Annotated in this window: 23 protein-coding genes; 16 read left to right on the top strand and 7 right to left on the bottom strand. The window is 65.1% G+C overall.

The features are described from left to right. Positions 1 to 3: 3 nt before the first annotated feature. Positions 4 to 447, bottom strand: coding sequence for a VOC family protein (locus WKW80_RS13690; protein ID WP_340364101.1), 444 nt, complete (start codon positions 445 to 447; stop codon positions 4 to 6). Between the two features lie 64 nt (positions 448 to 511). Here WKW80_RS13690 and WKW80_RS13685 point away from each other — a divergent pair, with 64 nt between their 5' ends. Continuing rightward, positions 512 to 1,717: a PLP-dependent transferase gene (locus WKW80_RS13685; protein ID WP_340364100.1), complete on the top strand. Its 1,206-nt coding sequence runs from the start codon at positions 512 to 514 to the stop codon at positions 1,715 to 1,717. Between the two features lie 90 nt (positions 1,718 to 1,807). Next, the gene (locus WKW80_RS13680; RefSeq protein ID WP_340364099.1) at positions 1,808 to 2,011 is read left to right on the top strand and encodes a hypothetical protein; all 204 of its coding nucleotides are present in this window, start codon (positions 1,808 to 1,810) and stop codon (positions 2,009 to 2,011) included. A gap of 71 nt (positions 2,012 to 2,082) precedes the next feature. Here the strand turns inward: WKW80_RS13680 and WKW80_RS13675 are convergent, their stop codons facing one another. Beyond that, positions 2,083 to 2,709, bottom strand: coding sequence for an arylesterase (locus WKW80_RS13675; RefSeq protein WP_422822905.1), 627 nt, complete (start codon positions 2,707 to 2,709; stop codon positions 2,083 to 2,085). Positions 2,710 to 2,755: 46 nt separating this feature from the next. Between WKW80_RS13675 and WKW80_RS13670 the strand changes: the two genes are divergently transcribed. The 4 genes from WKW80_RS13670 (at position 2,756) to WKW80_RS13655 (ending at position 5,034) form a co-directional block, all read left to right on the top strand. Beyond that, complete coding sequence (locus WKW80_RS13670) at positions 2,756 to 3,445, top strand: ABC transporter ATP-binding protein (RefSeq protein ID WP_340364098.1); 690 nt, start codon at positions 2,756 to 2,758, stop codon at positions 3,443 to 3,445. 21 nt (positions 3,446 to 3,466) lie between these two features. Beyond that, on the top strand, positions 3,467 to 3,853 hold the full coding sequence (locus tag WKW80_RS13665) for a ribosomal protein L7/L12 (protein ID WP_340364097.1): 387 nt from the start codon (positions 3,467 to 3,469) through the stop codon (positions 3,851 to 3,853). Positions 3,854 to 3,936: 83 nt separating this feature from the next. After that, entirely contained in the window at positions 3,937 to 4,692 is a 756-nt protein-coding gene (gene rlmB / locus WKW80_RS13660; RefSeq protein WP_340364096.1) for a 23S rRNA (guanosine(2251)-2'-O)-methyltransferase RlmB, read from the top strand. 24 nt (positions 4,693 to 4,716) lie between these two features. Next, on the top strand, positions 4,717 to 5,034 hold the full coding sequence (locus WKW80_RS13655; protein ID WP_340364095.1) for a hypothetical protein: 318 nt from the start codon (positions 4,717 to 4,719) through the stop codon (positions 5,032 to 5,034). Between the two features lie 89 nt (positions 5,035 to 5,123). Here the strand turns inward: WKW80_RS13655 and WKW80_RS13650 are convergent, their stop codons facing one another. From WKW80_RS13650 to WKW80_RS13640, 3 genes are read right to left on the bottom strand one after another with little or no spacing between them, the layout of a single operon-like run. Further along, positions 5,124 to 6,095, bottom strand: a complete 972-nt coding sequence (locus WKW80_RS13650; RefSeq protein WP_340364094.1) for an aldo/keto reductase — start codon at positions 6,093 to 6,095, stop codon at positions 5,124 to 5,126. 28 nt (positions 6,096 to 6,123) lie between these two features. After that, on the bottom strand, positions 6,124 to 6,723 hold the full coding sequence (locus WKW80_RS13645) for a chromate transporter (RefSeq protein WP_340364093.1): 600 nt from the start codon (positions 6,721 to 6,723) through the stop codon (positions 6,124 to 6,126). Then, positions 6,720 to 7,310 (bottom strand): chromate transporter, encoded by a 591-nt coding sequence (locus WKW80_RS13640; protein WP_340364092.1) that lies wholly within the window; start codon positions 7,308 to 7,310, stop codon positions 6,720 to 6,722. The genes WKW80_RS13645 and WKW80_RS13640 overlap by 4 nt, the downstream gene beginning before the upstream one ends. A gap of 124 nt (positions 7,311 to 7,434) precedes the next feature. On the opposite strand from WKW80_RS13640, the gene WKW80_RS13635 reads away from it, so the two are divergent. The 4 genes from WKW80_RS13635 to WKW80_RS13620 all read left to right on the top strand — a co-directional run bounded on the left by WKW80_RS13635 (position 7,435) and on the right by WKW80_RS13620 (position 10,617). After that, entirely contained in the window at positions 7,435 to 7,884 is a 450-nt protein-coding gene (locus WKW80_RS13635) for a CHRD domain-containing protein (RefSeq protein ID WP_340364091.1), read from the top strand. Positions 7,885 to 8,116: 232 nt separating this feature from the next. After that, positions 8,117 to 9,244 carry a patatin-like phospholipase family protein gene (locus WKW80_RS13630; protein ID WP_422822904.1) on the top strand — a complete coding sequence of 376 codons (1,128 nt, stop codon included), beginning with the start codon at positions 8,117 to 8,119 and terminating at the stop codon, positions 9,242 to 9,244. Positions 9,245 to 9,338: 94 nt separating this feature from the next. Then, positions 9,339 to 9,803 (top strand): acetoacetate decarboxylase family protein, encoded by a 465-nt coding sequence (locus WKW80_RS13625; RefSeq protein WP_340364089.1) that lies wholly within the window; start codon positions 9,339 to 9,341, stop codon positions 9,801 to 9,803. A 31-nt stretch (positions 9,804 to 9,834) separates the two neighbouring features. Further along, positions 9,835 to 10,617: a 3-hydroxybutyrate dehydrogenase gene (locus WKW80_RS13620; RefSeq protein WP_340364088.1), complete on the top strand. Its 783-nt coding sequence runs from the start codon at positions 9,835 to 9,837 to the stop codon at positions 10,615 to 10,617. A 172-nt stretch (positions 10,618 to 10,789) separates the two neighbouring features. On the opposite strand, the gene WKW80_RS13615 is transcribed toward WKW80_RS13620, so the two are convergent. Further along, entirely contained in the window at positions 10,790 to 11,689 is a 900-nt protein-coding gene (locus WKW80_RS13615; RefSeq protein ID WP_340364087.1) for a crotonase/enoyl-CoA hydratase family protein, read from the bottom strand. Between the two features lie 189 nt (positions 11,690 to 11,878). Beyond that, positions 11,879 to 12,580, bottom strand: coding sequence for a GntR family transcriptional regulator (locus WKW80_RS13610; RefSeq protein ID WP_340364086.1), 702 nt, complete (start codon positions 12,578 to 12,580; stop codon positions 11,879 to 11,881). Positions 12,581 to 12,729: 149 nt separating this feature from the next. Between WKW80_RS13610 and WKW80_RS13605 the strand changes: the two genes are divergently transcribed. From WKW80_RS13605 to WKW80_RS13580, 6 genes are read left to right on the top strand one after another with little or no spacing between them, the layout of a single operon-like run. Beyond that, positions 12,730 to 13,518: an SDR family NAD(P)-dependent oxidoreductase gene (locus tag WKW80_RS13605; protein ID WP_340364085.1), complete on the top strand. Its 789-nt coding sequence runs from the start codon at positions 12,730 to 12,732 to the stop codon at positions 13,516 to 13,518. A 46-nt stretch (positions 13,519 to 13,564) separates the two neighbouring features. Then, a complete protein-coding gene (locus tag WKW80_RS13600; RefSeq protein ID WP_340364084.1) occupies positions 13,565 to 14,773 on the top strand; it encodes an ABC transporter substrate-binding protein in 1,209 nt (402 codons plus the stop codon). Positions 14,774 to 14,775: 2 nt separating this feature from the next. After that, the gene (locus WKW80_RS13595; protein WP_340364083.1) at positions 14,776 to 15,678 is read left to right on the top strand and encodes a branched-chain amino acid ABC transporter permease; all 903 of its coding nucleotides are present in this window, start codon (positions 14,776 to 14,778) and stop codon (positions 15,676 to 15,678) included. Further along, positions 15,675 to 16,628, top strand: a complete 954-nt coding sequence (locus WKW80_RS13590; RefSeq protein ID WP_340364082.1) for a branched-chain amino acid ABC transporter permease — start codon at positions 15,675 to 15,677, stop codon at positions 16,626 to 16,628. Before WKW80_RS13595 ends, WKW80_RS13590 begins: the two co-directional genes overlap by 4 nt. Continuing rightward, a complete protein-coding gene (locus tag WKW80_RS13585; RefSeq protein WP_340364081.1) occupies positions 16,625 to 17,386 on the top strand; it encodes an ABC transporter ATP-binding protein in 762 nt (253 codons plus the stop codon). The genes WKW80_RS13590 and WKW80_RS13585 overlap by 4 nt, the downstream gene beginning before the upstream one ends. Then, complete coding sequence (locus tag WKW80_RS13580; RefSeq protein ID WP_340364080.1) at positions 17,379 to 18,098, top strand: ABC transporter ATP-binding protein; 720 nt, start codon at positions 17,379 to 17,381, stop codon at positions 18,096 to 18,098. Before WKW80_RS13585 ends, WKW80_RS13580 begins: the two co-directional genes overlap by 8 nt. The last annotated feature ends 21 nt before the right edge of the window (positions 18,099 to 18,119 follow it).

Below are 18,119 nucleotides of genomic sequence, written 5' to 3'. Positions count from 1 at the left end.
GCCTCAGGCAGCCAGCATCGCGGTGTAGCGCCGCTGCATCTCTTGCGGCGTGACGTCCTCGATGCTGTGCCCGATGCTCCAGCGGTGTCCGAACGGGTCGTCGAAGCTGCCGGAGCGCTCGCCATAAAAATGATCCTGCGGCGCCATCACCAGCGTGGCGCCTGCGGTCACCGCGCGCTCGATGACCGCGTCGGCGTTGTCCACGTGGAGGTGCAGGGCCACTGGACTTCCGCCGATCGTGCGTGCGCTCTCGAGGCCGAATTCGGGGAACGCATCCGACAGCATCAGGGTGGCGCCGTTTCCGAAATCGAGCTCGGCATGCCCGATGCGGCCGTTGGGTTCGGTCAACCTGAATTTCTCGGTGACGTCGAACAGCTTGCAATAGAAGTCGATCGCCGCTGCCGCGTCATGAACGCGCAGGTACGGAAAAAGCTCGTGAATGGCCACGTCAGTGCTCCTTCAGCCACGGTGGGTTCGAACCACGGATTCTGCACCCGCTAGCATTGGCGGCATGGCACGCCAACCGATCACCGACCTCATCCATCATCCCTACGTTCCGCCGCCGAAGTTCGCGGCGCCGCAGCCGGGCATCTACAAGGCCTCGACAGTGTTCTTCGCCGACGTCGCCGCCATGCGTGCCCGCGACTGGAAGACCAAGGTTGGCTACACCTACGGGCTGCACGGCACCCCGACCACTTTCACGCTGGAAGAACGACTCGCCTCGCTGGAGGGCGGCACGCAATGCCTGCTGGTGCCGAGCGGGCTGGCCGCGATTTCGCTGGTGGCATTCGCGTTCCTCAAGACAGGCGACGAGGTGCTGCTGCCCGACAGTGCGTATGGCCCCAACAAGGCGCTGGCCAACGGCGAACTGGCCAACTTCGGCATCACCCATCGTCTCTACGACGCGATGAATCCGGGTGACCTGGCCGCCAAGCTTTCGCCGCGCACCAAGCTGGTCTGGCTGGAGGCAGCCGGTTCGGTCACCATGGAGTTTCCGGACCTGCCCGCCCTGGCCGCCCCGTGTCGCGCACGCGGCGTGATCACCGCGCTCGACAACACCTGGGGCGCCGGCCTGGCCTTCGACCCCTTCGATTTCAACGGCACCGGGGCGGGCGTCGACGTGTCGGTGCATGCGCTCACCAAGTACCCGAGCGGCGGCGGCGACGTGCTGATGGGCAGCATAGTCACGCGTGACGACGGCCGGCTGCACCAGGCGCTGAAGCTCACACACATGCGCATGGGCTGGGGCGTCGGGTTGGGCGATGTCGAGACGCTGTTGCGCTCGTTGCCAAGCATTGCGATCCGGTATGCAGCGCATGACGCCGCCGCGCGGGAACTGGCACGTTGGCTGGGTTCGCGCGACGAGATTGCTCAGGTGCTGCACCCGGCCATCGAGGGATCGCCGGGCCATGACAACTGGCGTGCGCTGTGCGGCGCCAATGGCCAAGCCGCCGGCATTTTCTCCGTGGTATTCGACGAGCGTTTCAGCAGCGAGCAGGTGGACCGTTTTTGTGACGGTTTGAAACTGTTCCGACTCGGTTATTCATGGGGCGGGCCGGTCAGTCTGGTCGTGCCGTACGACATCGGCCTGATGCGCGACCCGAACGTGGCGCGCTGGCCGCACAAGGGCACCCTGGTGCGTTTTTCGGTCGGGCTGGAAGCTGTAGCCGACCTGCGGGCCGACTTGGCGCAATCGCTCGAGGGCATGGCCCGCTGATCCTCGCAGGCGTGCGTTTTCGCGCGGGCTTTTATCGCTTACAGTGGGCGCAGATTCGTCCCGCTTTCGGGGCACGACACCTGGAGCAACATGGCCGCACCCAACTACGGATACGAGAAGCGTCAAAAAGAACTGGCCAAGAAAAAAAAGAAAGAAGAGAAGCTGCGCGAGAAGGCAAATCGAAAGCTGAGTCCGAGCAGCGATGGCTTGACGCCCGGCGATCCGGAAACCAATGTGGCGTCGCTCGAGAACGATCCGCCGACGGTGCCCACGCTGCCGACCAAGGACAGCTGAAAAGTTCGATCCGATCGATGAAGGACGCCGCCGCCTGCACACCGCAGACGGCGGTTTTTTCATGGGCGGGCCTACTTCAGGAGCTTCTTCAGTTCCGGCCAGATGTTGTCGAGGATGCGCGGATGCGCTGCCGCCACCGGGTGGATGCGATCGGCCTGGAACATCGCCGCGACATCGGGCCCGTCGGCCACGCCCTTGAGCATGAAGGGCACCACGGGCACCTTGCTCGCGTTGCCGACGTTGGTAAAGACCTTGGTAAAGCTGTCCAGGTACGCCGCGCCGTAGTTCGGCGGTACCTGGATGCCGACGACCAACACCCTTGCGCCGATCGCCTTCGACGCATCGACCATCGCCGTCAGGTTGCCTTGCGTCTGCGCGATGGGCAACCCGCGCAGCGCGTCGTTGGCCCCGAGTTCGATGACCACCACGTTCGGCTTGTGCGTCTTGAGCAATGCGTCGATGCGCGACTTGCCGCCTGCGGTCGTTTCGCCACTGATGCTGGCATTGACGACGTGCGCGGTGATCTTCTCGGCGGCCAGGCGCTTTTCGAGCAGCGCCACCCAGCCTTCGCCGCGCTTGAGGCCGTACTCGGCGCTCAGCGAGTCGCCCATGACCAGGATCGTGGGACCGGCGCCGGATTGCGCCCATGCCGCCGGCCCTCCGAGGCCCGTCCCGAGGGCCATCGAGAGGGGCAGCATCGCGGCCGGGATAAAGTGTCTGCGATTCAAAACGAGAGCCTTTCAAATGCCTGAACCCCGGTCCGAGCAAATAGTTGCGGTCGAGCACGTCTTCAAGTCGGTTACCGACTCGGCCGGTACGCTGGACATTCTGCAGGACATCGACTTCCGGTTGGGTGCGCGGGAGACTGCGGCCATCGTCGGCGCGTCGGGCTCGGGCAAGAGCACCTTGCTGTCGATCATCGCGGGCCTCGACACGCCGACACGTGGCACGGTCAAGCTCGGGGGGGCGGACATTTTCTCGATCGACGAAGACGACCGTGCCGCGCTGCGTGCGCAGAAGGTCGGCTTCGTGTTCCAGAGCTTCCAACTGCTGGCGAACCTGAGCGCGCTCGAAAACGTGATGCTGCCGCTCGAACTGGCCGACCGGAGGGACGCGCGCAAGGCGGCCACCGACATGCTCGGGCGCGTCGGGCTGGGGCAGCGCCTCGGCCACTATCCGAAGGTGCTTTCCGGCGGCGAACAGCAGCGCGTGGCCCTTGCGCGTGCCTTCGTCGTGCAGCCGGCGCTGTTGCTGGCCGATGAGCCGACCGGCAGCCTCGACTTCGCGACCGGCGAGCAGGTCATGCGCTTGATGTTCGACCTGAACCGCGAACTCGGCACCACGCTCGTCCTGGTGACGCATGACCGTGGCATCGCTGCGCAGTGTGAGCGGCGCATCACCATCGAGGCCGGTCGGGTCGCGTCCGATTCATAGTCACGTCGAGAGGGTGCCACCATGCCGAACCTGAACCTGCCGCCCGACGCCATTGCCGCGATCGACCGCGGCGAGTTGATCGAGGCCATCAAGCGGATCCGCGAACACACCGGCCTCGGTCTCAAGGAGGCCAAGGAAGCGGTGGAGCGCTACCGCAATGGCGACCGTTCGCCGCTGGCTTCCGTGGCGGCTGCCATGAAGTCAGCCGGGGCATCCGATGATTTCGATGAGGAGTTCGCGCAGCCGACCCATCACGCGCCAGCTTCACGCGGCATGCGCAATGTTCTGGGCGATCCGATGGCCGAGCCGGGGCGCGTGCGCAGCACCTTTCTTTCGTCGCCGGTGTTCTGGCTGGTGCTGCTGGCCATCGCGGTGATCGCATGGCGGTTTTTCAGGGCGGGCGAATAGGGAACCGCAACGAATGATCATTCCGGCGCGTCGGGCGGAAGGGCGAATCCAGCGGCCCAGGGCCTGACATCGATAATCCCCCGATGTCTTCCCCCAAAGTGATTTTCGGCTTCCATGCCGTAGGCGTGCGCATCAAGACCGCACCGGCGTCGGTACTCGAGGTGCTGTTCGATGCGAGCCGGCGCGATGCGCGCATGAAGCAGTTCATCGCGCGCGCACAAGAGGCTGGCGTGCGGCTGGTCGAGGCCGATGCGCTGCGCATTGCCAAGCTGGCCGGTAGCCACGGCCACCAGGGCGTGGCCGCGCGCGTCTCGCCCACGCAGCAAAGCCATTCGCTCGACGAATTGCTCGAAGGGCTCGAGGCCACGGGCACGGTGCCGCTGCTGCTTGTGCTCGACGGCGTGACCGACCCGCACAACCTCGGCGCCTGCCTGCGTGTGGCCGACGGTGCCGGCGCGCATGCGGTGATCGCGCCGAAGGACCACGCGGCCGGCATCAATGCCACCGTTGCCAAGGTGGCCAGCGGCGCGGCCGACACGGTGCCGTACTTCATGGTCACCAACCTCGCACGCACGCTCAACGAACTCAAGGAACGCGACATCTGGTGCGTCGGCACGAGCGACGATGCGTCGGGTACGCTCTACCAATGCGACCTGAAACGCCCGTTGGCATTGGTGCTGGGCGCCGAAGGCGTGGGGATGCGGCAACTAACGCGCAAGACTTGTGACGAACTCATCAGCATTCCGATGGCAGGTGCGGTAGAAAGCCTAAATGTGTCCGTGGCGAGCGGCGTGTGCCTCTACGAGGCCATGCGGCAGCGCCAATCGATCAGTATCTAAATCTAAAGCACACAGGAGCAAGCGATGGAGAACAGGCACGAGGATCTCGATATTTCTGCGAAGCTGGTCTTCGACGTCAATCTCGCGCTCTATCTCGACCTTGTCGCAGTGCTTGAAAGATCGGGCGTGGTGACCTATCGGCAAATGGCGGCGCGCGTGCTCAACATCAGCATGGACGCGCGGGACGATGGCGACGTCAACCTGTCGAATGCGCTGGAAGGCATTGCCAAGGGCTTCGCCAACCAGGAAGAGGGCCTGTCGATCGGGCTGCTGAAGGCGGCCCATGGCGTGCGCAACGACGAAGCCATGGGCGACATCCCGCTGGCACCCGACCAGAGCTGAAGTTCGGCAGCGGTTGTTGCGGCACGCACCTGGGAGGGGTGCTCTTTTTTAGTTCGACCGCGGCGTGCACGGGCAGCCCGGATGTCGACCTACTGTTCGGCCGAGGCAGTTTCGGCGCTCGCGGCGTCCAGCAGCGCCATCGCCTCGGGCGTGAGCTTCAGCTGCGCCGCTTTCGCCAGTTCGTCGAGTTGCCGCATCGAGGTGGCGCTTGCAATGGGTGCCGTGATCGACGGGCGCGAAATCTGCCAGGCCAGCGCCACCTGGCCCGGCGTTGCACCGAGCGGCCCGGCGACCTGGTCCAGCGCGTCGAGAATGCGCAGGCCGCGCGCGTTCAGGTACTTCTTAGTTGCGCCGCCGCCGCGTGCGCTCTTGGACGCATCCGCTTCGCTGCGGTACTTGCCGGTGAGGAAGCCCGAGGCCAGCGCGTAGAAGTTGATGACGCCCACGCCGCGCGCCAGGCACAGCGGCTCCAGCGCGTCTTCGAATTCCGCACGGTCATAGAGGTTGTAGAGCGGCTGCAGGCATTCGTAGCGCGGCAGGCCCGCGCGTTCGGCGATGTCCAGCGCCTCGGCCAGCCGCGGCGCGGTGTGGTTCGACGCACCGATTGCGCGGACCTTGCCAGCCTTGATGAGTTCGCCGAACGCGGCGAGCGAATCTTCCATCGGCGTGTTCGGGTCGTCGTCGTGCGACTGGTAGAGGTCGATGTGGTCGGTCTTCAGCCGGCTGAGGGACGCATCGACCGCCGCGCGGATGTACGCCGGGGCGAGCCCGGCCTTTCCTTCGCCCATCGGCTTGCCGACCTTGGTGGCCAGCACGACGCGGTTGCGCTTGCCGGTCTGCCTGAGCCACTTGCCGATGATGGTTTCGGACTCGCCACCGATGTGGCCCGGCACCCAGGTCGAGTACATGTCGGCGGTGTCGATGAAGTTGAACCCGGCGTCGAGCCATGCGTCGAGCAGGCGCACGGCGAGGGCTTCGTCCACCGTCCAGCCGAACACGTTGCCGCCGAAAGCGAGCGGGGATACCTTCAGGTCGGAACGGCCGATGGTGCGGAATTGCATTTCAGTGTCCTTGTCGATGGTTCTTTTTTTAGACGAAGCCCAGCACACCGAGCAATGCGCCCGCGCCGAGCAGCCAGAGCAGGTGGATGCGCGTGCGCCACACGACGAGTGCCGCCACGCCACTGACCAGCCACAGGTGCCACGGCGGCGTGTCGCCAGTGCGGTTGCCGTTGGCCAGCACCCACCCGGTCGCGATCAGCAGGCCGACGACGACCGGGGCCATGCCCTGCTTGAAGGCGCGCACGCCGCGCCGTTCGCGGTTGCGGTGGCCCCAGCGCGTGGCCAGGTAGGTGAGGGTGGTGCTGGGCAGCATGATGCCGATCATCGTGGTCGCGAGGCCCAGCAGGCCGAGCGGCCATGCATGCCAGCCAGCCGCCAGGCCGCCACCGGCATTGATGCCGACGTTCCAGCCCATCAGCGCGACGAACAGCACATTGGGACCGGGCGCGGCCTGCGCGATGGCCACCGACGAGGTGAACTGCGCATCGGTAAGCCACGCGTGCTGGGTGACGAGGTAGCGGTGCATGTCGGGCACCGTGGTGATGGCGCCACTGATGGAAAGCAGGGACAACATCATGTACTGGCCGAAGAGGCCGAGCCAGTCGTGCCATTGCATGACGATGGTCATGCCGGGATCTTTCGCCAGGTCCAGGCGCAGGCCGCGCCGCCGAACGCGAGCAGCACCCACAGCAGGGGCCAGCGCAAGCCTGCGACCGCGATGGCCACCAGCACGACGAAGCCCAGGCACACGCCAAATCCGAGCGGGTTGCGGCGCAATTGAGGTACCAGCTTGATGCCGGTGGCCGCGATCAGGCCGCCTGCCACCGCGCCCATGCCGCGCAAGGCGCCGGCCACTTGCGGATGCCCGGCGTACTGCGCATAGAGAATGGCCAGCGCGAGGATCACGACCATCGGCACCGCCAGCATGCCGGCAAGCGCCGCGATGGCGCCGCGCAGGCCGAAGTAGCGATCGCCGATCATCAGCGCCAGGTTGATCACGTTGGGGCCTGGCAGCACCTGTGCCACGGCCCAGTCTTCCAGGAATTGGTCTGGGCTGAGCCAGCGCTTCTTCTCGACCATCTCGCGTTGCACCACGGCCAGCACGCCGCCGAAGCCTTGCAGCGCCAGCCAGGTGAAGGAAACAAACAGGTCGCGCGGGGATTCGGGTCGGGCAAGTTCGGCCGCGGGGGCCGTGCCGGCAGAGGCTGGAAGCATGCGGTCGATTATGGTTCGGCCGCACGCGATGCGTGCGGCCAGGGAAGTCGCGGCCGTGGCCGACACGGGGTTTCTGCGGCAAGGGTCTATGCTGGCCGACTTCAATCACGAAGGAGTCGACACCATGAACCGATACGGCACTTTTTTGCGCGCTTCATTGCTGGCTGGCGTGGCCACCGTGGCATTGGCAGGCTGCGGGATGATGGGCGGGTCCAAGACCGCTGCGTTTAGCGGCGCCATGAACGCGGCAAGCGAGGTTCCGCCGAACATGACGCGCGGCAGCGGAATGGCCGAGGCCTGGCTGAACAAGGACACCAACGTGCTCAAGTACAAGATCATCTACCAGGACCTGAGCGGTCCGGCGACGGCAGCGCATTTCCATGGCCCGGCAGCGGCCGGGGCCAATGCTGGCATCGTGCTGCCGTTCGCAACCCCGGCCAGCCCGATCGAGGGGCAGGCCACGCTCACGCCCGCGCAGGCGGCCGACCTCATGGCCGGCAGGTGGTACGCCAACGTGCACACCGCCGCCAATCCCGGCGGCGAGATTCGCGGGCAGCTTCTGCCGAAGATGTGAGCTTCTACCGAAGTGGGTCGCCGCAGGCCGGGTCAGCCTGGCCTAAGGCGAGTGGGTGTCCAATGACGGCATGAGTACACCCGCCGTCAAACAATCCAAAGCCATCAAGGCCATCAAGGCCATCAAGGCCATCAAAGCCATCAAAGCCATCAAAGCAACCAAAGTCGTCAAGGCTCTCGGAACCGCCAAGTCACCAACCGCCGCCCCATCGCCCGCCTTCAAGCTGCCCAACATGGAAATCGCCCGCAAGGCGATGGTGCTGCAGGGTGGGGGCGCATTGGGCTCGTACCAGGCGGGCGTGTTCGAGGCGCTGAGCCGCCACGGGCATGAGCCGGCATGGGTTGCCGGCGTTTCCATCGGCGCCATCAATGGCGCCTTGATCGCAGGCAATGCACCCGACAAGCGCGTGGAGCGGTTGCGCGAGTTCTGGCACCTGGTGTCGTCCGGCCCGTCGCAGCGCCTGCCGAGCTGGGCCGGCGATCGCGCGCAGCTCAACCAATGGAGTGCCAACGGCGCGGCGATATTCGGCATCCCTGGTTTCTTTCGGCCACGGGCTACGCCGGCGTTGCTGATGGGCGGCGCGGCGCCGCTGTTGAGCTACTACGACTCCACGCCCCTGAAGGAAACGCTGGAGCGCCTGGTCGACTTCGACCGGATCAACGACAACGCAAAGCACATGCGCCTGAGCGTGGGCGCCGTCAATGTTCGCAAAGGCAATTCGATCTACTTCGACAACACCCAACAGAAGATCGGGCCGGAACACATCATGGCCAGCGGTGCGCTGCCTCCGGGCCTTCCACCGGTGGAAGTGGATGGCGAGGCGTACTGGGACGGCGGCATCGTCTCCAATACGCCGTTGCAATTCGTCCTCGACAACCAGCCTAGCAGCGAGCCGCTGGTGGTCCTGCAGGTCGACCTGTTCAATGCACGCGGGCCGATGCCGACGACGATCTCGGAGGTGCTCGAACGACAGAAGGACATTACCTACTCCAGCCGCACCCGAATGAACACGGACGCGCTGGCCGCCAACGTCAACCTGCAGCAGGCGATTGCCGACCTCATCGGCAAACTGCCGCCAGTGCTTCGCGATGACGCGAGCGTGCAGGCCGTGCAGGCACAACTTTCGCATCAGCCCATCGACATCTTCCACCTGATCTACCGCGACAAGCCCTATGAACGCGACCAGAAAGACTACGAGTTCTCGCGCATCTCGGTGGAGGAACACTGGTTGGCGGGGGCACGCGACATGCTCAATACCTTGCGCCATCCCGAGGCATTGCGCAGCGATGTGCAGACCAACGGCGTGACCACCTTCGACCTGAGCGAGCCCGGGTCTATCCGCGTCAAGCGACCCATGTAGGCGAATGCCGCGAATGCGGCGACTGTCGCGGTGTTCAGGTTCGGCCAAGCAGGGCTGGCCAGAGTGGCCCTTTGTCCCAAGGAAAGATTGATCCATGAAGATCGATGACGTGCGCAAGGCCTTTGCCATGCCAGCCACCAGCCCGGCGTTCCCGCCGGGGCCTTACCGTTTCGTGCAACGCGAGTTCGTGATCATCACCTACCGCACCGACATGGACGCACTGCGCGCCGTGGTGCCCGAGCCGCTGGAGGTGACGCAACCGCTGGTCAAGTACGAGTTCATCCGCATGCCCGATTCGACCGGCTTCGGCGACTACACCGAGTCGGGCCAGGTCATTCCGCACGTCGACGGCACGCCGCGCATCTGCGAGTTGGTGCGCTATCACATGGTCGACATCGACCTCAAGGGCGCGTGGACCGGACCGGCCGCGCTCGAACTGCATCCCCATGCGCTTGCGCCCGTGGCCGCTCTGCCGGTGAGGGAAGTCGTCTCGGCCATGCACTACATCGCCGACATGACGTTGCAACTCGGCACGGTCGAACTCGATTACCTCGCCTGAACCCTTCACCCAAACCAACAGGAACAACACCATGCAACTCAAGGACAAGGTCGCCTACATCACCGGCTCGGCCAGCGGCATCGGCAAGGAAATCGCCATCGTCTTCGCGAAGGAGGGCGCAAGGATCATCATTGCCGACCTGAACAAGGATGCTGCCGTGGCGACCGCCGCCGAACTGACGGCCACGGGCGCGCAAGCGATCGGGGTGGGTGTGGACGTGACCAACGAAGACCAGGTCAATGCGTCCGTCGAGGAGGGCGCCGCGGCATTCGGCGGCATCGACATCCTGATCAGCAATGCAGGCATCCAGATCGTGCACCCGGTCGAGGAGTTCAGCTTCGCGGACTGGAAGAAGATGCTGGCGATTCACCTCGACGGCGCGTTCCTCACGACCAGGGCCTGCCTCAAGCACATGTACGCGCAGGGGCGCGGCGGCAGCGTGATCTACATGGGATCGGTGCACTCGAAGGAGGCGTCGCTGCTGAAGGCGCCCTATGTGACGGCCAAGCATGGGCTCATCGGCTTGTGCAAGACGGTCGCGAAGGAGGGCGCCAAGCACGGCGTGCGTGCCAACGTGATCTGCCCCGGCTTCGTACGCACGCCGCTGGTCGAGAAGCAGATTCCGGAGCAGGCCAGGACGCTCGGCATCACCGAGGCAGAAGTCATCAAGAACGTGATGCTGAAGGAAACCGTGGATGGCGAGTTCACCACCACCGATGACGTAGCGCAGGTCGCGCTGATGTTCGCGGGGTTTCCGACGAATGCGTTGACGGGTCAGTCGCTGGTGGTGAGCCACGGGTGGTTCATGCAGTAACTTGCTGCGATTTGCGAAAAACTTGATATTTGTATCAATATCCGCCTTCCATGGGCCGTGAACTTGCAGAAGTTCATCTCACCCCCCGCGTCGCTGAAGGACACCAGGTCTGAACAGGAAGCCCGGAAGGCCGATCGATCGCCGCTGGCGGGTCGGGGCTGAGCCGCCGGCGTCAGCCGCGCCTGGCGTCATATTCGCGGATCAGCGCGCGGGCCTCGTCGCCTTCGGGAATCGGCCGGCCGCTGTCGCGCCACTGCACCGCGGATTTGAAACCCTCGGCTTGCGCATGGCGGCGGAACCACATGCCCTCGGGGTTGTGGCGCGTGATGCCGTCGAACACGGTGGCCATCTGCTGGCTCTGTTCCAGGCCCATCGCCAGCATCACCTGGTTGACGACCATCTTGTGCATCGCGAGGTGGCTGCGCGGCACGCCGGCGATGCGCTTCGCGAGCGCCATCGTCGCGGCTTCGAGCTGGTCGGCCGGCACCGACTCGTTGGCCAGGCCCCATTCCGCTGCCTTGCGGCCGTCGATCGTGTCGCCGGTGAACATCAACTGCTTGGCGCGCGCCGGGCCGAGCCGGTAGGTCCACATCGCGGTCGTCGGGCAACCCCAGACGCGGGTGGGCATGTAGCCGATGCGCGCGTCCTCGGCCATCACCAGCAGGTCGCAGCACAGCGCGATGTCGCTACCGCCCGCGGCTGCGTAGCCGTGCACCTTGGCAATGGTCGGCTTCGCGCTTTTCCAGAGCGTCATGAAGTCCTCGGTGTTGCGCTTCATGAAGGCGTAGTCGTCCATCGGGTCCCACGGAAATCGCTCTTGCTGGCATGGGTGGTCGATCTCGCCCTCGCCGAACTGCGACAGGTCGTAGCCGCCGCAGAAGCCCTTGCCCGCGCCCTCGATGACGATGACATGCACCTCGTCGTCCTGATTGGCCCATTCGACGGCGGCGCGGATTTCGCGAGGCGTCTGGTCGTTGATGGCGTTGAGGCGCTCGGGGCGGTTCAGCAGCAGACGTCCGATGCGGGGTTCGGCCGCGTCCTTGTCGATGCGCAGGGTGGTGAAGGTTGGCATGAGGTCTCCGGGATCGTGTTGTTCGGACGATCATAGGAGGGGCCGGATTTCGGGCGGCGGACGAATCGCCGGACAGCGCCTGAAGGCAGCTTGCAGATTGCTCCGGGCAGGCGATGGATCGGGCGTGGCGCCGGGCGCCATCACGGACCAGTTGCCTGCAACGGATCACCGAAGCCTGCTGGACGGCCGTCACAAATCAATCGGCGCAGGGGATTCGGTGGTGCTTTTCAACAGGCGCTCGAAGTTCTTCTTGAAGATGATGCCGGCGTAGTAGACATGCTCGCGCATGAGCTGCTCCGCCCGCGCGCCGTCGCGTTCCAGCACCGCATCGACGATCCGGTGATGGTCGCCATGCGAGCGAAAGATCACCGCGTGCTCGACATCCCACAGCACGATGCGGTCCGACGCATAGGGGATGTTGTGCGCCTGTTCGGCGAAGCGGCTGAGCCACGGGTTCGATGAGGCCGCGAGCAGGATGTTGTGCAGGTCCACGTTCATCTTCTGGTAGGGCTCGTGGTCCTCGGGCAGCAGCGATCCCTTGCCGAGGATGCGGTCACCGGTCGCCAAGCAGTCGCGCAGGGTCTGCGCATGCCCGGCGTCCAGGCCGCGCTGCGCGGCGGTCCTGCATGCGAGGCCCTCGAGCACCGCGCGCACCTCGTAGGCGGCAACGATGGTCTGAAGCTCGAACTCGCGCACCAGGTACCCACGCTTGGGCTGGTGATCGATCAGCCCCTCGTTCGCGAGGGCCGCGAGCGCTGCGCGAACCGGCGTTCGGGAGACGCCCATCGCCAGCGCCGTCGGAATCTCCTCGATGCGCTGGCCGGGCTTGAAGCGGCCATGCAGGACCCAGTCGCGAAGCGTGTCCGTGACGTGTTGCGACAGTGTTTCCAAGGCGGAGGCTCCAGTGATACGGCCGCAGCGTGCCGCACTGCAAGTATACATGGACCAAAAATATTGACCATTTCTAGGGTAAACCCGTTCATTTCATCGTCTCATGTATACATATCATTTGCACCACTGGATGAAGATTTAGAACTTTCATGAACGGAAACGACATGGCAGGCAGTTCGACGGAGAGCAGGTTGGCAGTGGTCACGGGGGCCGGGCGGGGCATCGGCGAGGCCATCGCGCGGCAGCTGGTGGCCGACGGCCTGCGGGTCGTGGCAGTGGACATCGACGGCGGCAATGCCGCACGCGTCGCCCAGAGCCTGGGCACGCCGCACGCAGCCCGCACGGTCGACGTCTCCGACGAAGCCGCCGTGCAGGCGCTGTTCCAGGACATCGAATCGACGCTGGGCCCTGTATCGGTCCTGATCTGCGTCGCAGGTCTCCTGATCCTTCCGGGCGGCGAGCGCCCGCTGATCAAGGACATGAGCATGGATACATGGGAGCGCAGCTTTGCGGTGAACATGCGCGGTGCCTTCCTGTGCAGCCGCGAATACCTGCGCCAGCGCGAAGCCGCCAACGTCGCGCACGGCCGCGTCGTCTTCTTCGGCTCGGTGGCGGCGCAGCTCGGCGGCTACCGGTCAAGTTCCGCCTACATCGCGGCCAAGTCGGCGGTGCATGGCTATGCCAAGGCCTTTGCGCGTGAAGCGGCGCACCTGGGCATCACGTCGAACGTGATCGCACCGGGCCTGATCGACACCGAGATGCTGCGCAGCACGGTCACGAGCAGCGGCGCGCTGGCCGCCGCGGCCCAGAGCATTCCCCTCGGGCGCGTCGGCACGGTCGACGACGTCGCCGCGGCGGTGAGCTACCTCGTCTCGCCTGGCGCCGCATACATCACCGGCGACGTCATCGACGTCAACGGCGGCTACCGGATGCAGTAGCCCGCACGTCTGCTCACACGCACCTTCTTTCCACCAAAGGACACCCATGAAACACATCAAATCCCTCGTCGCGCTGGCCGCTTGCAGCGTGGCCTTTGGCGCAGCACAGGCGCAACAGGATCCCGGCCTGACCGACAAGACCATCAAGATCGGCCTGTTCGGTCCCTTGTCCGGCAACTCGATGGCCTATGGCTTCGACGTGATGAACGCGGCCAAGATGTACTACGACAAGATCAACAAGGAAGGCGGGGTCAACGGCCGCAAGATCGAACTTGTGATCGAGGACGATCGCTGCAATGCCAACGACCTGCTGGCGGCCGTGAAGAAACTGACCGAGCAGGACAAGGTGTTCGCGCTGAACGGCGGTTCGTGCTCGAGCGCCGTGGTCGGCGCACGCGAATACGTCGAGCGCGCGCAGATTCCCTTCGTCATGCTCAACGCGTCGGGCGACGGTGCGCTCTATCCGCCATCCAAGTACATCTACGGCGCCTTCTCGATCTCGCAGCGCGCGGTCGGCGGCTCGATGGTGCAGTTCGCCGCAGAGCACCTGAAAGGCAAGAAGATCGGCTACATCAACCACGATGACGCCTACGGTGGCTGGAACCTCGAGGCCGCGGAATTCCAGGCGAAGAAGCTCGGCGTCGACCTCCAGGTGCAATCGATCAACCCGAACCTGACGGACGTCACCGCACCGATGCTCAAGATCCGCGCGAGCAATCCGGACGTGCTGGTCATCACGACCTACGCGCGGCCGGTGAGCCTGCTGGTCAAGAAGGCGCACGAACTCGGCTTCAACAAGCCCATCGTCATCGGCGTCAACGGCACGGCCGACCTGAAGCAACTGGTCGAGAACGTCGGCAACAAGGAAGCCTTCAAGAACGTCTACATCCAGGAAGTGCTGGCTGACGTGCCCGGCGGCCCGAAGCTCAAGTGGGTGTACGACATGTACAAGGAGTACTACCCCGACCTCGCCTCGAAGCCCGGCTATCCGCAGACCTACATGCCCTACGGCATCCCGCCGGCGATGACGGTGGTCAACGCGCTCAAGGCAGCCGGCCCGGCCCTGACGCGCGAGAAATTCCTGACTGCGCTGTCGAAGACCAAGTTCGATTCGACCATCATGGCCGGCCCCATCGAGCTCACGCCCACGGACCACGCCGGGCAGAAGGCGGCGATCTATCTCAAGTTCGACGGCGAGAACAAGACACTGGTGCCGGGCACGTATCGCAGCCAGTGGACCTACGAGCCGAAGTGACCATGAGCCTCGGCGACATCTGGTTGTTCCTCCAGCAGGGCGTGCTGTCGGGCCTGGTCACGGGCAGCGTCTACGCCTTGCTGGCGATCGCCATCGTGGCCGTCTTCAAGACCACCGACGTGCCGAATTTCGCCCAGGGCGAGATCTTCATGATGGCGGGCTATGTGGCGCTCATGCTGCTCCTGGTGGCCAACCTGCCATTCGCGGTGGTGATCCCGCTGACGCTGGTGATCGTGGCCGGCGCCGCCGCGCTCTTCCAGCGCGTCGTGATGGAGCGCGTCACCGGCTCCAAGGGCATTGGCGTGCAACTGGTCATTGCGACGCTGGGCTTTGCCTACGCGCTCAAGGGCCTGGTGCGCCAGACCGGCCTGGGCGACACGCCGCGCTCGTTGCCGTCGCTGGTGTCGAGCGACCCCGTCATCATCGGCGATGCCGCGCTGACGCGCCTCGACGTCGCCATCGTCCTGGTGTCGATGGCCGTGATGCTGCTGCTGTATTTCATGTTCAGCCGTACGCGCATCGGCAAGGCCATGCGTGCCGTCGGCATGAACCCGCGCGCCGCGCAGATCGTCGGCATCCGCCTGTCGCGAATCCGCATGATCGTGTGGGCGATGTCGGGACTGATCTCGGCGGTGGCCGCACTGCTCATTACGCCCAAGGTGCTGATCACGCCGGACATCGCGCACATCGCGATCCTGGCCTATGCGTCGGCGATCGTCGGCGGCTTCACCAGCCTGCCGGGCGCGGTGCTGGGCGGACTGCTCATCGGCGTCATCGAGAACCTGGTGGGCCTGTTCATCTCGACCAATGCGATCGTCGTCGCGCCATTCCTCGCCATCCTCGTGACGCTGGTGTTGCGGCCGCAGGGCATCCTGGGTGGCAAGCCGCAGGTGAAGAAAGTATGAAATTCATGACCCCCGACCGCTGGGCGCTCACGGCCGCGGCCCTGCTCCTGCTGGTGCTTCCGTTCGCCGTCTCGGGCTATGTGCTGTACGTCGTCAACCTGCTGATGGTGTTCGTCGTGCTTGCGCTCGGCATGCACGTCGTCATCGGCGAGGCCGGGCAGTTCGCGCTGTCGCACACGGCCTTCTATGGCATCGGCATCTTCACTGCCGGCCTGATCAACACGCACTGGCATCCGCCCTTCATCGTTTCGATCCTTGCCGGTGGCCTGCTGTCCGGCGTGCTCGGCTACGTGATCGGCCTGCTCGCGCTGCGCATGCGCGACATCTACCTGGCGCTGGCCACCTTCGCCTTCGGCGAGGCGATGCAATGGGTGTTCCTCAACTGGGAAGGCGTCACCGGCGGATCCAACGGCATGCGCATGGAACCTGCCGAACTGTTCGGCTACAAGCTCACCAACGACCTGCAGGCCTATCCGTTCGTGGTGGTGCTGACGGCCGGGATGCTGTGGCTGACCATTGCGTTGTCGCGTTCGCAATACGGATCGTCACTGCGCGCGTTGCGCGAGAGCGATGTGGCCGCCATGGCCATGGGCATCAACGTCAAGGCCATGAAGCAGAGCGCGTTCGCCGTGTCGGCGGCGTTCGCGGGCATCGCGGGCGGCATGTACACGCTCTTCACTTCCTTCATCCATCCGGAGAGTCTCGGCTTCCAGACCACCATCGTGGTGCTGACGATGGTGGTGGTCGGCGGCATCGGCTCGGTGCGCGGCGCGGTCGCCGGCGCCATTGCGTTCGGGTTGCTTTCGGAACTGCTGCGCCAGGCGCTCTCGATCCAGGAGCTGATCTTCGGCGTGATCCTGATGGGCTTCATGATGTTCAAGCCGAAGGGCCTGTTTGCAGACCGCAAGCAGCGTGTCGGACGCAAGGCGGCGCAGGGAGCGCATTCATGAGCGCGCCGTTCGTCGAAGTCGACGGCATCACGGTGCGCTTCGGCGGACTGATGGCTGTCAACAACCTGTCTTTCCAGGTCGAGCGCGGCACCATCCATGCACTGATCGGGCCCAATGGCGCCGGCAAGTCGACCACCTTCAACTGCATCTCGCGCTACTACCAGCCGACCGCCGGGCGCGTGCGCATCGACGGGCTGGACGTCACGCATTTCCGCCCGTCGCGCATGGCCGGCCTGGGGGTGGCGCGTACCTTCCAGAACCTCGAGCTCTTCGGCGAGTTGAGCGTCCGGGAGAACGTGCTGCTGGGCTGTCATGCGCACAGTGCGAACACGCTGGGCGGGTTGCTGCGCCGGCCCGATGGCGCCACGCGCGACCTCGTCGACAACCTGATCGAGCGCGTGGGTCTCACGCACGACCGGGAGACGCGCGCCAACGAACTCGACTTCGGCCACCAGAAGCTGCTGGAGATCGCGCGGGCGCTTGCGCTCAAGCCGCGCCTGCTGCTGCTCGACGAACCCGCCGCGGGCTTGCGCAACACCGACATCGAGAACCTCGATCGACTGCTCACGGAGTTGGCGCAACGCGACGGCATCACCGTGCTGCTGGTCGAGCACGTGATGCAACTCGTGATGTCGATCTCCAACCGCATCACCGTGATGTCCTTCGGCGAGAAGCTCGCGGAGGGCACGCCGAAGGAGATCGGCGAGAACCCCAAGGTCATCGAAGCCTATCTGGGCAAGGGAGCCGCGCATGTCTGAGATGCTTCTGGAACTGCGCGGCATCAGCGCGTCCTATGGCGCCATCCAGGCGGTGTCCAAGGTCTCGCTGCAGGTGCCGCGCGGCGGCATCGTGGCGCTGCTGGGCAGCAACGGGGCGGGCAAGAGCTCGACGCTCAACACCATCTCGCACCTGGTCGATCCGACACACGGCGAGGTCATCTTCGACGGCAAGGCGATCCATCGGCTGCCCTCCGACGACATCGTCCAGCTGGGTCTGGTGCAGGTGCCCGAAGGCCGGGAGGTGTTCAAGGACATGAGCGTCACCGAGAACCTCGAGCTCGGCGCCTACCTGCGCCGCAACCGCCGCGAGATGGCAGAGGACTTCGACAAGGTCTATGCAATGTTCCCGCGCCTGAAGGAGCGGCGCGACCAGCGCGCGTCGACGCTGTCCGGCGGCGAGCAGCAGATGCTGGCCATCGGCCGCGCACTGATGTCGCGGCCGCGCATGATCATGTTCGACGAACCTTCGATGGGGCTGTCGCCCTTGCTGGTCGAGCAGATCTTCGAATCGATCCAGCGGCTCAACCGCGAGCAAGGCCTCACGATCCTGCTGGTGGAGCAGGACGTGCGCCTTGCGCTCACGGTCGCCAGCCATGCGTACATCCTCGAGAACGGCGAGATCTCGCTCGAGGGTCCTTCCTCGCAACTGATCAACGACCCCGCCGTGCGCAAGGCCTACCTCGGCGTCTGACACGACGCGCAACAGGAACTA

The organism is Variovorax humicola (genome assembly GCF_037889915.1).
Taxonomy (GTDB): Bacteria; Pseudomonadota; Gammaproteobacteria; order Burkholderiales; family Burkholderiaceae_C; genus Variovorax; species Variovorax humicola.
Note: the sequence above shows the minus strand (reverse complement) of the source record. Positions and strands in the feature narration are given on the sequence as shown.